12 protein-coding genes are annotated in these 14,797 nt (G+C 65.2%); all 12 read left to right on the forward strand.

From position 1 onward, the window contains the following. Positions 1-32 precede the first annotated feature (32 nt). Entirely contained in the window at positions 33-926 is an 894-nt protein-coding gene (gene epsE / locus ACK5F2_RS05095) for a polysaccharide export protein EpsE (protein ID WP_409863248.1), read from the forward strand. An 18-nt stretch (positions 927-944) separates the two neighbouring features. Further along, positions 945-2,375, forward strand: coding sequence for a chain length determinant protein EpsF (gene epsF, locus ACK5F2_RS05100; protein WP_409863250.1), 1,431 nt, complete (start codon positions 945-947; stop codon positions 2,373-2,375). A gap of 9 nt (positions 2,376-2,384) precedes the next feature. Beyond that, complete coding sequence (locus ACK5F2_RS05105; protein ID WP_409863252.1) at positions 2,385-3,290, forward strand: polysaccharide biosynthesis tyrosine autokinase; 906 nt, start codon at positions 2,385-2,387, stop codon at positions 3,288-3,290. Positions 3,291-3,331: 41 nt separating this feature from the next. After that, complete coding sequence (xrtB, locus tag ACK5F2_RS05110; protein ID WP_409863253.1) at positions 3,332-4,258, forward strand: exosortase B; 927 nt, start codon at positions 3,332-3,334, stop codon at positions 4,256-4,258. Between the two features lie 33 nt (positions 4,259-4,291). Beyond that, positions 4,292-5,068: an exosortase-associated protein EpsI, B-type gene (gene epsI / locus ACK5F2_RS05115; protein ID WP_409863255.1), complete on the forward strand. Its 777-nt coding sequence runs from the start codon at positions 4,292-4,294 to the stop codon at positions 5,066-5,068. Positions 5,069-5,133: 65 nt separating this feature from the next. Then, complete coding sequence (locus tag ACK5F2_RS05120; protein ID WP_409863257.1) at positions 5,134-6,621, forward strand: hypothetical protein; 1,488 nt, start codon at positions 5,134-5,136, stop codon at positions 6,619-6,621. Next, entirely contained in the window at positions 6,618-7,814 is a 1,197-nt protein-coding gene (locus ACK5F2_RS05125) for a glycosyltransferase family 4 protein (protein WP_409863258.1), read from the forward strand. The genes ACK5F2_RS05120 and ACK5F2_RS05125 overlap by 4 nt, the downstream gene beginning before the upstream one ends. Further along, positions 7,811-10,315 carry a beta-1,6-N-acetylglucosaminyltransferase gene (locus ACK5F2_RS05130; RefSeq protein ID WP_409863260.1) on the forward strand — a complete coding sequence of 835 codons (2,505 nt, stop codon included), beginning with the start codon at positions 7,811-7,813 and terminating at the stop codon, positions 10,313-10,315. Before ACK5F2_RS05125 ends, ACK5F2_RS05130 begins: the two co-directional genes overlap by 4 nt. Continuing rightward, entirely contained in the window at positions 10,315-11,334 is a 1,020-nt protein-coding gene (locus ACK5F2_RS05135) for a polysaccharide pyruvyl transferase family protein (RefSeq protein WP_409863262.1), read from the forward strand. The genes ACK5F2_RS05130 and ACK5F2_RS05135 overlap by 1 nt, the downstream gene beginning before the upstream one ends. Before the next feature lie 5 nt (positions 11,335-11,339). Beyond that, positions 11,340-12,566 (forward strand): glycosyltransferase, encoded by a 1,227-nt coding sequence (locus tag ACK5F2_RS05140; protein ID WP_409863264.1) that lies wholly within the window; start codon positions 11,340-11,342, stop codon positions 12,564-12,566. An 11-nt stretch (positions 12,567-12,577) separates the two neighbouring features. Next, positions 12,578-13,714, forward strand: coding sequence for a DUF1972 domain-containing protein (locus ACK5F2_RS05145; RefSeq protein WP_409863266.1), 1,137 nt, complete (start codon positions 12,578-12,580; stop codon positions 13,712-13,714). Between the two features lie 81 nt (positions 13,715-13,795). Beyond that, positions 13,796-14,797 (forward strand): sugar phosphate nucleotidyltransferase (locus ACK5F2_RS05150; protein ID WP_409863267.1); only part of this gene is annotated, 1,002 nt, incomplete at its 3' end.

Genomic DNA, 14,797 nt, shown 5'->3' on the forward strand with positions numbered 1-14,797 from the left:
GGCCTGAAGTGAGCATGAAGACGACGATGATGATGAGCACCTCCCTTCGCCGCCTTCCGCAGGCCGCGGCCCGTGTGCTGCAGCAGGCCTCGGCCGGCGTCTGCCTGGGCCTGGCCCTGCTGGCCGCCGGCACCACCGCCCAGGCCCAGGCCCCCCAGGCCACGGCGCCTGCCGCCGTGGGCAGCGTCAGCGGCGCCGCCGCCGAGTACCGCCTGGGCGCCGGCGACGTGATCCGCATCAGCGTCTACCAGAACCCCGACCTCAGCCTGGAAACCCGGGTGGGCGAAAACGGTTTCATCTCCTTCCCCCTGCTGGGCACGGTGCGCGTGGGCGGGGCCAGCATCAGCCAGGCCGAGCGCCTGATTGCCGAGGGCCTGCGCAGCGGCAACTTCGTCAAGCAGCCCCAGGTCACCGTGGTGGTCATGCAGGTCAAGGGCAACCAGGCCAGCGTGCTGGGCTATGTCAACCGCCCCGGCCGCTACCCGCTCGAAGTGGCCGACACCCGCCTGACCGATCTGCTGGCCAATGCCGGCGGCGTGGCCTCCAACGGTGCCGAGATCATGGTGCTCAGCGGCACCCGGGGCGGCCAGCCCTACCGTGTGGAGATCGACCTGCCCGGCGTCTTCGCCCCCGGTGGCCGCGGCCAGGACATCGTGGTGCTCAACGGCGATGTGCTCTGGGTGGACCGCGCCCCCACCGTCTACATCTACGGCGAGGTGCAGCGCCCCGGCGCCCTGCGCCTGGAGCGCGGCATGACCCTGATGCAAAGCCTGGCCAGCGGTGGCGGCCTGACCCAGCGCGGCACCGAGAAGGGCATCCGCGTGCACCGCAAGGACGCCAGCGGCAAGGTCCAGATCCTGCAGCCGGCCATGGACGAGGCACTGAAGGACGGCGACGTGGTCTATGTGCGCGAGAGCCTGTTCTAAGACGAGGAAGACCACACCATGAGTTTTGCCCAGTTCCTGTCCATCTTGCGTGCGCGCAAGATGCTCTTCCTGGCCGTGCTGCTGGCCGTGCTGGTGCCTGCCGTTGTGGTGAGCCTGCTGCTGCCCAAGAAATACACCGCCACCGCCAGCGTGGTCGTGGACGTCAAGCCCGACCCCCTGGCCGCCATCGCCTACCAGTCCATGATGACGCCGGCGGTCATGGCCACCCAGATCGACATCCTGCAAAGCGACCGCGTGGCACGCCGCGTGGTGCGCGGTCTGCGCCTCACCGAGAACCCGCAGATCCGCGAGCAGTGGCTGGAAGGCACCAAGGGCGAGGGCGATCTCGAAACCTGGCTGATCGAGCGCTTCCAGAAGGAGCTGGACGTCAAGCCCTCGCGCGAGTCCAGCGTGATCAATGTGTCCTACTCCGCGGCCGACCCGCGCTTTGCCGCGGCCCTGGCCAATGCCTTTGTGCAGGCCTATATCGACACCGCCGTCGAGCTGCGCGTGGACCCCGCCAAGCAGCACAGCAGCTTCTTCGATGCGCGCGCCAAGGAAGCCCGCGAGGCCCTGGAAATCGCACAGGGCAAGCTCAGCGCCTTCCAGAGCGAGAACGGCGTGGTCATGACCGACGAGCGCATGGACATCGAGAACCAGCGCCTCAACGAGCTCTCCACCCAGCTGGTCATGCTGCAGTCGCTCAGCGCCGAGGCCACCAGCCGCCAGGCCCAGGCCACCGCCGGCTCCGCCGACAAGCTGGCTGAGGTGACCAACAACCCCGTGGTCTCCCAGCTGCGTGCCGACCTCTCGCGCCAGGAGGCCCGTCTGCAGGAAATCAGCGCGCGCCTGGGTGACAACAACCCCCAGGTGGTCGAGCTCAAGGCCAATATCAACGAGCTGCGCCAGCGCCTGGACGCCGAGGTCAAGCGCCTCTCGGCCGGCGTGGGCATCAGCGGCAATATCAGCCGCCAGCGCGAGGCGCAGACCCGCGCCGAGTTGGAAGCCCAGCGCGCCAAGGTGCTCAAGATGAAACAGGTGCGCGACGAAGGCGCCCTGATCCTGCGCGATGTGGAGAACGCCCAGCGCAACTACGACACCATCATGCAGCGCCTCTCCATGACCAGCATCGAGAGCCAGGCCACATCCAGCAACGCCAGCCTGCTCAGCCCGGCCGTGGCGCCGCTGCTGCATTCCTCGCCCAAGGTCCTGCTCAACACCGTGCTGGCCCTGTTCGTGGGCCTGCTGCTGGCCACCGGCGTGGCCCTGGCCGCCGAGCTGCGCGACCGCCGCGTGCGTGATGTTGCCGACATCGAAGGCCTGCTGGGCCTGCCCGTCATCGGTCTGCTGCCCGGCCCCAACGCCAAGAGCACCTTCGGCCGCAAGTCCGAAGCCAATCCGCAGCAGCGCCTCATCGGCGCGCCCGTGTCGTCCACCAAGGCTTCCTGAAAAGACACCATGTCCAACTACCGTGAATCCACGCTGGGCGGCGCCGAGCAGCGCGCCGAGGAAGCCCGCGGCACCCTGCAAGACCGCTCCATCGGCCACATCCTGGCCGAGGCCAACAGCCTGACGGCCGAGCAGGTCGAGCGCATCCTGGCCCACCAGAAGAGCCATGGCACCAAGTTCGGCGAGGCCGCCGTGGCCCTGGGCCTGGCCAAGGGCGAGGACGTGCTCTGGGCCCTGAGCCAGCAGTTCCACTACCCCTATGCGCCCGGCGGTGGCGGCAAGCAGCTCAGCGAGGAGCTGGTGCTGGCCAGCAAGCCCTTCAGCCACCAGGCCGAGGCCTTCCGCGTGCTGCGCAGCCAGATCAATATGCGGCTATACAGCGCCGACGCACCGCGCCCCGCCATCGCCGTGGTCAGTGCCGACAGCGGCGACGGCAAGACCTTCTTTGCCGCCAATATGGCCGTGGCCTTCAGCCAGCTCGGTGGCCGTACCCTGCTGGTGGATGCCGATATGCGCAACCCGCGCCAGCACGAGGTCTTTGGCCTGGACAACAGCACCGGGCTCTCGGGCATTCTGTCCGGCCGGTCCGAAGCCAATGTGATCCGCCCCGTGGCCGATCTGCCCAGCCTCTTCGTCATGCCCGTGGGCACCCTGCCGCCCAACCCCATGGAACTGGTGGAGCGCCCCGCCTTTGGTCTGCTGATGCGCGAGCTGGCGACCAAGTTCGACCATGTGATCGTGGACACCCCGGCCGCCATCTACGGCGCCGACTACGCCGTCATTGCCGCCCGCTGCGGCGCCGCCCTGGTGCTGGCCCGAAAGAACAGCAGCCGTGTCAACGCGGTGCAGGACTTGGTGGCCACACTGGGCAACAGCCCCGCCAAGCTGGCCGGGGTCATCATGAACGAGCATTGACCAGCACCAGCCGCTGAGCAGCACAAGAGGAGGAGGGGCCCATGAATACAACGCTGGCGCCTGCACGCCCCAAGGGCAGCGGGCTTGTTGATCTGCTGCCCTGGCTGCTGGCCGGCCTAGGCCTGGCCCTGCTGTACCTGCCCACCCTGCACAGCCTCTTCGGCAGCATCTGGGCCACCGACGAGCAGGGCCACGGCCCCATCGTGTTGGGCGTCACCATCTGGCTGATCTACCGCCGCTGGGGCGATCTCACCGACACCCGCGCCTCCGCGCCCCTGCCCTGGCTGGCCTGGCCGCTTTTGCTGGTCGGTGGCCTGCTCTACGCCGTGGGCCGCTCCCAGGGCATCTGGCTGTTCGAGGTGGGCTCCGCCATCGTCATGGTCTGCGGCCTGGTGCTGCTGCTGCGCGGCCCGCGCCAGCTGCGCGCCATCAGCTTTGCCATCTTCTTCATGTTCTTCATGATCCCCCTGCCCGGCGCGGTGGTGGACGCGCTGACCCAGCCCATGAAGATGGCCGTGTCCTATGTGGCCGAAAACATCCTCTACGCCGCCGGCTACCCCATCAGCCGCACCGGCGTCATCTTGCAGATCGGCCCCTACCAACTGCTGGTGGCCGACGCCTGCGCCGGCCTGCACACCCTGTTCACGCTGGAGGCCCTGGGCCTGCTCTACCTCAACCTCATCAAGTACGCCTCGCTGTTCCGCAACATCACGCTGGCCATCCTCATCGTGCCCATCAGCTTTGCGGCCAATGTGATCCGCGTGATCGTGCTCACCCTCATCACCTACCACTTTGGCGACGAGGCGGGGCAGGGCTTCTTGCACGGCTTTGCCGGCATGGTGCTCTTCATGAGCGCGCTCATGCTCATCATTGCCACCGACAGCCTGCTGCGCACCGGCATCAGCCGCTGGGAGAAGTGGCGCGGTACCGGCGGTGCCGGTGATGACGACGGCGCCGCCAAGGCCTGACTGAGCAGCGAAACGACCATGAGCCCGACGACCATGAGCAGCAGTAGCAGCAACGGTAGCGATCTGCCCGAGCCCACCGCCAGCCACGCCCCGGCGCAGAGCAACGACGACCCCCGCAACCCCCCGGCCAGCCAGCAGCGCCGCGCCCTGCTGGCCCTGCTGCTGATGGGCGGTGCCTCCGGCGCCGCCTGGCAGCTCACGCCCCGCACCCGCATGTCCACCCTGCACGGCGAATTCCAGCTGGAGCAGGTGGTGCCCAAGCAGTTTGGCGACTGGCAGATGGACGAGCGTGCCGTGGGCGGCATCATCAATCCACAGCAGGAGGCCATGCTCAAGCAGATCTACAGCCAGACTTTGTCTCGGACCTATGTGGATCGCCAGGGCCGCCGTGTCATGCTGTCCATCGCCTATGGTCAGGATCAGCGGGATGCCATGCAGCTGCACTACCCAGAGGTGTGCTACCCGGCACAGGGTTTCCAGGTGCTCAAGAAGTCAACCGGTGCTCTGGAATTGCCCCAAGGCACCATCCCGATTCGGCGACTTGAAACTGTCTTCGGCAATCAGCGCTACGAACCCCTCACCTACTGGACTGTGGTTGGTGAGCGCACGACCCTGGGGGGGGTAGACAAAAAGCTGATTGAGCTGAGCTACGGCCTGGACGGTGTGATCGTTGACGGCTTGCTGTTTCGCGTCTCGTCCATCGACCGGGATACCTCTGCGGCCTATGCCTTGCAGGCCGATTTCGTCAAAGCCCTCATTGGCGTGCTGTCGCCGCAGCAGCGGCGGCGGTTGGCTGGGCTCCGGCAGTGAGGTCGCCAGCTTTTGCACTGAACCCAAGCTTCGCTGCGGGCCGACCGTCGAGAGCTTGGAGCGGTGTGCTGCTCGCATTTGTGTTGCTGCTGGCCAGCATGATGGGGGCCTTGCTGGGCTTGTCGGCCTACCTACCGGTCTTCGCTTTGCTGGCGCTGGTCGCTGGCGCTGCGATCCTTATGTCGCCCCGCCTGGCAGTCTGGGTCGCCTTGGTAGGTGCTCTTTGCATCGCAGGGTTGATCGAGCTCTACCTGCCTGGTCTGCAGCAGGTCCGGTGGCTTTTCTCCTTGCTCTCCATCGTGCTCATGCTGGTGGCTACGGTGCGCTTTCTCGCCCAGCCTCGGCAGCAGGGCACGGCGGAGCTCGGTGGCGGCGCCGTCGTGCTGCTGTGCTTTGTGTGTGTGGCTTGTGCGGTGGCGGGCGCCCTCGCGGCCGGCATGCCCAGCGCTGCGGCACTGGTGGGCCTCAAGAACTATTTCCAGATGTGGGGCGTCTTGGCAGCCCTGGCCGTGTTTGGCTATGAAGCGGCCCAGGTGTCCAAGTTCATTCGCCTGCTTGCCATGCTGGCCCTGGTGCAAATGCCATTCGTTTTGCACCAGTTCCTGGTGCTGGTGCCGCAGCGCAGCACCCAGGCCGCTTCGGAACGATTCGTTGTGGCTGTCGACGTTGTTGCGGGCACCTTTGGCGGCTCCATGGCGGGCGGTGGCCGTAGCAGCGACCTGGCGATCTTGGCCGCCATCGCCATCGTTTACTTCTTTGCCCGGTGGAAGGCGGGGCAAAGCAGCCTGTTGCGGGCCGCGCTGCTGTCCGCCCTGGCGTTCTGCCCCATGCTGTTCAATGAAGCCAAGCTGGCGCTCGTCCTGATCCCGCTCGGCCTGCTGCTGCTGTTTCCGCAAGCCATCCTGCGCCGCCCGCTCACCATGTTGCTGGGTTCAGTTGCGGTTCTCGGGGCCTTGGTTGGCGTGCTCGCGCTCTATGCTGCCTTGCCTGGTGCCGATGCGCAGCGCGCAGGTTCTATTGATCGGTTCCTGCGCGATTCGCTGGACTACAACGTTGGCCAGAAGGGCTATGGCAGCGCGGTGCTCAATCGCAGCACCGTCTACGGTTTCTGGTGGCGGGAACATGTGCGGCGCGGAGATTGGAAGGGAGCGGTATTTGGTCATGGCCCAGGTGTGACCAACCCGGCATCCGCTACCGCTTCCGACACGCTGGCCACCACGCGGTATCGTGGTTATGCCATTGGCCTGACCGGCATTTCCACCTTGCTCTGGGAGACCGGCATGCTCGGCACAGCGGTGTTCGTGAGCCTGCTGCTGGCGGCCGCGTTACTGGCCAGACGCTTAGCGCTGGACGATCGGCTGCGGCCCTGGCGCGCCGAACTTCAGACCGCCCAGATCGGGCTGCTGTTCCTCGGCGTGAGCCTGCTGCACAACAACTACATCGCCTTTGACTTGGGCTACCAGGCCATGATGGTGCTGCTGCTGGGCTATGTGCTGGCCATGCGGGCCAATCTACGCCGCACGGCGGTGTCTGCGGCAGGTAGCGGGTCATGAGGATTTACTACTCTGTGGTTGATGCCTTTCCGGCCTACCGGGTTGATCTTGCTGAGCTATTTGGTGTCGAGTTGAGCAAGCTGGGTCTGCAGACCGATTGGTTTATGCGCTCGGGTGAGGCCGTGCAGATCGGCCAAGCGCATAGCTACGCGGGCCAGCGCGTGCGGCTGGCGCCTGCGCTACGGGGCTGGCCCGGCCCTATCAGGCGCTTGGCCTATTGGCTGGCCGATGCCTGGGGGCTGATTGCGCAATGGCGCAATCCGCCGGACGCCCTGCAGTGCCGCGACAAATTTCTGACCTCCGTCCTGGCCTTGTGGATAGCTCGCCTTTTGCGCCGGCCTTTTTTCTACTGGTGTTCCTACCCCTTCCCCGAGCACGCGGCGCTGATGGCTGAGCGCGCGAGCGGGCCTAAGCGGACGCTCCTTCACCTAAAGGCAAAACTGCAGCATTGGCTTCTTTATCGCTACATCTGTCCTAGAGCTGCTCACGTGTTTGTGCAGAGTGAGCAAATGAAGCAAGACATGGCAGATTACGGCGTGCCGCCGGCAAACATGACTGCGGTGCCGATGGGTGTGCCTGCTGCCTTGGGGGCAAGTGTTTTGCCGGCCGAGACCAAAGTGAAAGCTAACCGGTTCATATACCTTGGCAGCTTGGGGCGAATCCGTCGGCTTGAGACACTGATTGACGCGTTTGCTTTGGTTAGTAGCGCGTTGCCTGACGCCGAGTTGCTCTTTGTCGGCGATGGCGATGTGCCCAGCGAACGGCCAGCGCTAGAGGCTTATGCCGCCCGCCTCGGACTGGAGAACAGCGTTCGTTTTACCGGCTTTCTACCCATGCAAGATGCATGGGCGCTTGCAGCTACGGCACACGTGTGCGTGTCACCGGTTTACCCGGATCGAGCCATGCGAGCAGCATCGCCGACCAAGCTGATTGAGTACATGGCACTCGGCAGACCCGTGGTCTGCAACGATCACCCGGAGCAGTCTCAAGTCATCGCAGATAGTGGGGCGGGGGTTTGTGTGCCTTGGTCGGCTGAGGCCTTCGCGGCCGCCATGATTCGCTTGGCGACGGATTCGGAGTTGGCTGCAAGGTGCGCGAAGCTTGGGCCGGCCTGGGTGCGAGCTAACCGCAGCTATCCCATCATCGCCAAGCAGGTCTGGACGGTGTACCAGCGCCTCTTGAACGCGGTATGAGCGTGTATAGCGGCTCGCGCGTGCGGCGCGGCCTGTGGCACTTCTTGCTGGGCAAGGGCGTGTCGTCGCTGGCTGGGCTGGCGGCCATGCTCTTGGTCGTGCGTGAACTCGCTGTGGCAGAGTTCGCGGCCTATTCGGTGCTGGTTGCCCTTGTCGAAATCGTGACCGCACTCACGGGACTGGGGCTTTCCCATGTAGTGCTGCGCTACGTGCCGGAACTCTTTGCAGCAGCTGAGGTGCGCGCTTTGCGCGGGCTGGTCTTGCGCGCCTTTGGTTTGCGCCTGCTGCTGCTGCTCGCTGCCGTTGCTGTGGTGCTGCTGGATGTGCCTGGGTTTGCCGCGCTGGCCGGCGTGGGCGGCTGGCCCGATGCCTTTGGCCTCTTCCTGGTGCTGCTTGTGCTGCGCATCAGTGCCCACTTCATATCCCAGGTGTTGGAATCGACGCTGCATCAGGCGGTGGCTCAACTGGCTTTTTCCTTGGGGGCATTGGTGCGGCTGGTCGCGCTGCTGGCGCTGCTCGCCGGCGGCCAGCTTGACTTGCAAGCCGTGATCTACGCGGAAATCATCGCCGATGGTGTGAGTCTTGCTGTATTGCTCGGCGGCACATGGCGTGTCCTTCAAGCGCCAACGGGCGCATTGAGCGGTCGTTGGGCGCTGGATCATTGGCGGCGACTTGCTCGCTTTGCCATGGCGGGCTATTTTCAGCATCTTGCCATCCTGCCCTACGGGGGGCACACCAATCGCATCGTCGGCGGCCACCTGCTGGCAACGGGTGCCATGGCGGCTTATGGGTTTGCACAGTCGCTTTACGAATACGCCAAACGCTATCTGCCGGCACAACTGCTGGTAGGCCTGGTGCGGCCGGTGGTGATTGCGCGTTACAGCGAGAGTAAAGACTTTTCGCAAGCCGCGAGGCTGTGCCAGCAAGTTCTGCAGCTCAATATCTTGCTCATATGCGCGCTGCTGGTGCCGCTGCTCATTGCGGGTGCTCCGCTGCTGCTCGCTTTGTCGGCGGGCAAGTACGGCAGCGAAGCCAACTGGGTACTCTTGGCGCTTGCCCTCGTGTTGCTGCTGGAAACACAGCGCCAGCAGCTGGAGTTGCTCGCTCAGACTCTGGAGCGTTACGAGCTGCTGCTGCCCACCAACGTCTTGCTGGCCTCTTCGGTGCTGATCGCCTTGTTGCTGGTCGGCGAGCTTGGAGCGGTGGCCTTCCCTCTGGCGAATGCCTTGGGTCTGGCCGTCGCCAACAGCCGGGTGCGGCTTGGTTTGCGGCGCATCAATGCCGAATTTCGCCACGACTGGCTCGGCAGTCTGGCGACCTTGGGGCTGTTGGCGCTTGCGGTGGCCGTAGGCCGGCTGCTGATCTGGCTGGGCGTTGACTGGTGGCTGGGCAGCAGCGCAGGCCTCCTGGTCTATTGCGGCATCGCTTGGTGCTGGCGGCGTTCAGAACTGCTGCATTTTTATCGCGCACTTGTTCGGGGGCAGTCAGCCGGCTTGCCGCCCCTCCCAGCCGCGGCTGCCGACGCCACGCCACGCATTGCCTTTGGTCTGCTCTCGTACCGGCCCGAGGCGCAGGCGACGGTGGCCGAAATCGCTCGGCTGGTTCATCCACATCCGCTCTTCGTGCATCACGACTTCAGCAAGGGGCATGCTTTTTCTTGCTCCGTCCCCAATGTCCGGGTCTTGCCCAGTCCCGTGGAGACCGCCTGGGGCAACTGGTCGCTCGTGGCCGCGAGCTTTGCGCTGATGGAGGCGGCGCTTGCGGATGAAGGCGTGACGCACTTTCAATTGCTGTCCGAGGCTTGTTTGCCCATCCGGCCGATCACGGAGCTCGTGCAGCATCTGCAAACAACTCGGCCAGCTGCCATGGTGGACTGTCTGCGCGTCAGTGATGCGCGTACCTTTGTCAGCCATGGCTGGCGCTATGTACCCGGTGGTCTGTGGGGGCGCCGAGTCAGCCGTCGGCTCAGCGTATGGGCCTGGGGCCGCGATCCGGGGCATGAGCAGATTGCCGGGGTGAACCTGATCGTCTCGGGCCCGAGCGACCAGGGGTGGCGCAAGGTGCGCCAAGGCCTGAGCCTCTGGCTGCTTGGTGTGCTGCATTGGTGGACAGGCGAGCGCTTGCGGCGCCTCGGTTTGAACCATCTGGCCATTGGTGGGCAGTGGCTGGGCATGGAGCGACGCATGGCTGTCTGGCTGCTGCAGGTCCGCCAGAGCTGCCCCGATCTGGTGGCGCACTTTCAGCAGTCCCACATCCCGGACGAGGCCTTTTTCCAGACTCTGATTTCGCATGCAGCGGAGCAGGGACGCCCGCAGGTTGTCATGCAACCGGGTAGCCATGCCATGAGCTGGGCAGGAAATGGCACCGGGCCTGATGTGATCGGTACTGCCAATCTGGCGGCGGTGCTGGCATCGGAGCGTTTCTTCGCCCGCAAGTTCGCCATGAATCTCGACGACATGGCGCGCTGCCATGTTGTTGCTACCCATCTTGGATCACGATGATGAACAGTGCCGTTCCCTCTGTGGCTGGTGCCCAGCCGACTGATGCGCAGATGCTTGAGCGACATCGCGCGCTCATGGCTTCGCTGAAGCAGAGTCATGAGCCTTTAGTCGACCTTCTGGGGAAGCGGGAACTTCACTATGTTGACTTGCCGTTTCACGGCAATATCGGCGACCTGTTGATCATGGCGGGAACGGTCGCTTTTCTCACTCGCTCTAGACTTCGCCCAGCAGTCCAGGCGATGTACTTCAACTACTCAACTGGAGCCTGCCCCCCTGGGGGAGTTATTGCGTGTCATGGTGGTGGAAACTTCGGTGACATCTACGGACCCTTCCAGGCTTTTCGCGAGCGCTTGTTTGCAGAGCGCAAGGACTGCCGCATTGTTGTGTTACCGCAGTCCCTGCATTTCTCTAGCGAGGTCGAGCTGGAAAAGTGCGTTGTGCTGTGCCGTGCGCACCCTGATCTTCATATCTGCGTGCGCGATCCGGTGTCGCAGGCCATGGCGCTTCGCATGACGGACAAGGTCTATCTGATGCCCGATATGGCGCACCAGCTGTGGCCGCTGCGCGATGTTGCCACCCCAGCTCCGAGGGACGGGCTGCTGAGCCTGAAGCGGCGCGACAGTGAGGCCACGGCCTTCTCAGCCGCGGGCCAGGGCTTTGACTGGGATGATCTGGTGGGCCCGGGCTGGCGCTTTGTCTTGTCCAATCTTGTGGAGCGACCCGTGACCCAGATGCATCTGCGCCTGGGTATGACAGCAGGCAACTGGCTTGCCGATTGGTGGATTGGCCGAGCCGATGCCTTTGTGCGAGAGGCGATTGCTTTGTTCAGCCGTCACGAGCGTGTGGAGAGTGATCGCCTGCATGCCCACATCCTTTCGTGCTTGCTGGAGATCCCCAACGAGATCTATGACAACAGCTATGGCAAGAACAGTCGCTACATCAGCACCTGGACTCATGGCAGTCCTTTGGTGAGCCTGCGATCCAACAACGACGCCCAGCTGAGGGCAAGCAAGGCTTGACTGCTATGCCTAAGCTGCTAAGTCTCAACAGCTACCACTACCGCCGCGGCGGCTCCGATGCCGTCTACTTCGACCACGCGGCGCTGATGGAGGAGCTGGGCTGGGAGAACGGCTTCTTCTCCATGCACCATCCGAAGAACGTGCCCACGCCCTGGTCGCGGCACTTCATCGAGGAGCTGGAGTTCGGGCACGCCTACAGCCTGCCGCAGAAGCTGGCCATGGCCAGCAAGGTGGTCTACTCCTTCGAGGCCCGGCGCAAGCTGCGCGGCCTGCTCAAGGAGTTCCGCCCCGATGTGGCCCATGTGCACTGCATCTACCACCACCTCTCGCCCTCGGTGCTGCCCCTGCTGCGGGAGGAGGGCATTCCGGTGGTGCTCACCGCGCATGACCTGAAGATCGCCTGCCCGGCCTACAAGATGCTCAACCGCGGCGGCGTCTGTGAGCGCTGCAAGACCGGCTCGGTGCTCAATGTGGTGAAGCACCGCTGCGTGCGCGATTCGCTGGCGGCCAGCGCCATCGTGGCGGCCGAGAGCGCGCTGCACGGCTGGCTGCAGACCTACCGCAAGCAGCTCTCCAAGGTGGTGGCGCCCAGCCGCTTCTTCCTGGAAAAGTTCGTGGAGTGGGGCTGGCCGCGTGAGCAGCTGGCCTACATCCCGAACTATGTGGACGCGTCCCGCTTCGAGCCCCAGTACGAGCCGGGCGACTACCTGCTGTATTTCGGCCGCATGGCGCCGGAGAAGGGCGTGCACACCTTGCTGCGGGCCGCGGCCCAGGCCGGCGTGCCGCTCAAGCTGGCCGGCACCGGGCCCGAGCAGGAGGCGCTGCAGGCCCTGGCGCGCGAGCTGGAGGCACCGGCCGAGTTCCTGGGCTTCAAGGCCGGGGCCGAGCTGCATGCGCTGATCCGCAATGCCCGGGCGGTGGTCTTGCCCTCCGAGTGGTATGAGAACGCCCCCATGAGCGTGCTGGAGAGCTTTGCCTTCGGCAAGCCGGTGATCGGCGCGCGCATGGGCGGCATCCCCGAGATGATCGATGACGGCGAGAACGGCTGGAGCTTTGCCAGCGGCGATGTGCAGGCCCTGGCCGAGGTGATGTCTCGCGCCATGAGCCTGCCCGCCAGCGAACTGGCCCGTATGGGCCGCAGTGCCCGCGAGGGCGTGGCGCGGCGCTTCAACCGCCAGACATATGTGCAGGGCATGCTGGCCCTCTACGCCGAGCTCGGCGTGAAGGTCTGACGACGAGAACGATGAATCACAAGCAAGACAACAAGGCGCAGCTGCCCACGCTGCGCATCCTGGGCACGCGCGGCGTGCCCGCGGCCCATGGCGGCTTCGAAACCTTTGCCGAGCACCTGGCCCTGTTCCTGGTGCAGCGGGGTTGGCGGGTCATCGTGTACTGCCAGCAAGAAGGCAGCGGCCCGGTGTTCGAGGACCGCTGGGAGGGCGTGGAGCGTGTCCATATCCCGGTGGCGGGTGACGGCCCCAAGAGCACCATCGTGTTTGACTGGAAGGCCACGCTGCATGCCGCCACCCACCGCGATCTGTGCCTGACCCTGGGCTACAACACCGCGGTGTTCTGCGCGCTGCTGCGCCTCAAGGGCGTGCCCAATGTGATCAATATGGACGGCATTGAGTGGTCCCGTGCCAAGTGGGGCCCCGTGGCCAAGACCTGGTTCTGGATGAACGACTGGGCCGGCTGCTGGTTGGGCAACCACCTGGTGGCCGACCACCCCGAGATCAAGGTGCACCTGAGCTCACGCGTGCGGGCGGACAAGATCACCACCATTGCCTATGGGGCCGATCGCGTGAGCGATGTGCCGGCCGACGCGGTGCGCGCCCTGGGTCTGGAGCCGGGCCGCTACCTGACGCTGATTGCGCGGGCCGAGCCCGAGAACTCCATCCTGGAAGTGGTGCAGGGCTTCTCGCGCCACCCGCGCGGCATGCAGCTGGCGGTGCTGGGCAACTACAACGAGGCCAGCAACGCCTACCACCGTGCGGTCAAGGCCGCAGCCAGCGCCGAGGTGCGCTTTCTGGGCGCCATCTACGACAAGCCGGTGGTTCAGGCGCTGCGCTTTCACAGCGCTGCCTATGTGCACGGTCATCAGGTGGGCGGCACCAATCCCTCGCTGGTGGAGGCGCTGGGCGCGGGCAATGCGGTGATTGCGCATGACAACCGCTTCAACCGCTGGGTGGCGGGCCCGGATGCCCGTTACTTTGACGGGGCCGACGGTTTTTCGCAGGTGCTGGACGAGCTGGTGGCCCAGCCTCAAGCCTTGCAGGCCATGGGGGCCGCCAGCCGCGAGCGCTGGGCCAGTGCCTTCACCTGGGACTACATCCTGGGGCAGTACGAGGACTTGCTCAAGCGCTGGCTGCCCGGGCCCTGAGCGCCGCTGTTTTGTCTATCCGCGGCTAGAGCGCAGTTTTTTTTGGGATTTGCTTCAAGGAGTTCTGTCATGACCAAAGCCATGATCCTGGCCGCCGGCCAAGGCACGCGGGTGCGCCCGCTGACCAAGTTCACGCCCAAGCCCATGGTGCCCATCCTGGGCAAGCCGGTGATGGAGTACCTGGTGGAGCATCTGGCCCGCCACGGCGTGGGCGAGATCATGGTGAACGTGGCCTTTCTGCACTGGAAGATCGAGAACTACTTTGGCAACGGCCAGCGCTGGGGCGTGGAGCTGGGCTACTCCTACGAGGGTGTGCGGGACCAGGGTGAGGTGGTGTGCAAGCCCGTGGGCTCGGCCGGCGGCATGCGCAAGATCCAGGACTTTGGCGGCTTCTTTGACGAGACCTTCATCGTGCTGTGCGGCGACGCCATCATCGACTTGGACATCACGGCCGCCGTGGCCGAGCACAAGGCCAAGGGCGCCATCGCCAGCGTGGTGACCCTGGAGGTGCCCCGCGAGGACACCAAGAACTACGGCATCGTGGTGGCCGATGCCGAGGGGCGGGTCACCTCTTTCCAGGAGAAGCCCAAGCCCGAGGAGGCCAAGAGCACGCTGGCCTCCACCGGCATCTACATCTTCGAGCCGGCGGTGCTGGACCTGATCCCGCCCGGCCAGGAGTTCGACATCGGCAGCCAGCTCTTCCCGCTGCTGGTGGAGCGCGGGCTGCCCTTTTATGCGCAGAGCCGACCCTTCAACTGGATCGATATCGGCCGCCTGAGCGACTACTGGGCGGTGACGCAGCGGGTGCTGGCCGGCGAGGTAGCGCAAATGCATGTGCCGGGCCGCGAGCTGCGTCCACAGGTCTGGGTGGGCCTGAACACGGCGGTGGACTGGGAGCATGTGCACATCGAGGGGCCGGTCTACATCGGCTCGAATGTGCGCATCGAGCGCGGCGCCCGCATCGTGGGGCCCACCTGGATTGGCCATGGCTCGCATCTGCGCGCCGGCTGCGTGGTGGAGCGCTCGGTGCTGATCGAGCACACCCGCATCGGCGAGGGTGCGCGGGTGCAGGAGATGATCATC

This window comes from Roseateles sp. (genome assembly GCF_046300915.1).
Lineage (GTDB): Bacteria > Pseudomonadota > Gammaproteobacteria > Burkholderiales > Burkholderiaceae_C > Kinneretia.

Coding starts and splice junctions, on each gene's coding strand:
- epsE (WP_409863248.1), top strand. CDS start 33: ATGAGCACCTCCCTTCGCCGCCTTCCGCAGGCCGCGGCCCGTGTGCTG.
- epsF (WP_409863250.1), top strand. CDS start 945: ATGAGTTTTGCCCAGTTCCTGTCCATCTTGCGTGCGCGCAAGATGCTC.
- ACK5F2_RS05105 (WP_409863252.1), top strand. CDS start 2,385: ATGTCCAACTACCGTGAATCCACGCTGGGCGGCGCCGAGCAGCGCGCC.
- xrtB (WP_409863253.1), top strand. CDS start 3,332: ATGAATACAACGCTGGCGCCTGCACGCCCCAAGGGCAGCGGGCTTGTT.
- epsI (WP_409863255.1), top strand. CDS start 4,292: ATGAGCAGCAGTAGCAGCAACGGTAGCGATCTGCCCGAGCCCACCGCC.
- ACK5F2_RS05125 (WP_409863258.1), top strand. CDS start 6,618: ATGAGGATTTACTACTCTGTGGTTGATGCCTTTCCGGCCTACCGGGTT.
- ACK5F2_RS05130 (WP_409863260.1), top strand. CDS start 7,811: ATGAGCGTGTATAGCGGCTCGCGCGTGCGGCGCGGCCTGTGGCACTTC.
- ACK5F2_RS05135 (WP_409863262.1), top strand. CDS start 10,315: ATGAACAGTGCCGTTCCCTCTGTGGCTGGTGCCCAGCCGACTGATGCG.
- ACK5F2_RS05140 (WP_409863264.1), top strand. CDS start 11,340: ATGCCTAAGCTGCTAAGTCTCAACAGCTACCACTACCGCCGCGGCGGC.
- ACK5F2_RS05145 (WP_409863266.1), top strand. CDS start 12,578: ATGAATCACAAGCAAGACAACAAGGCGCAGCTGCCCACGCTGCGCATC.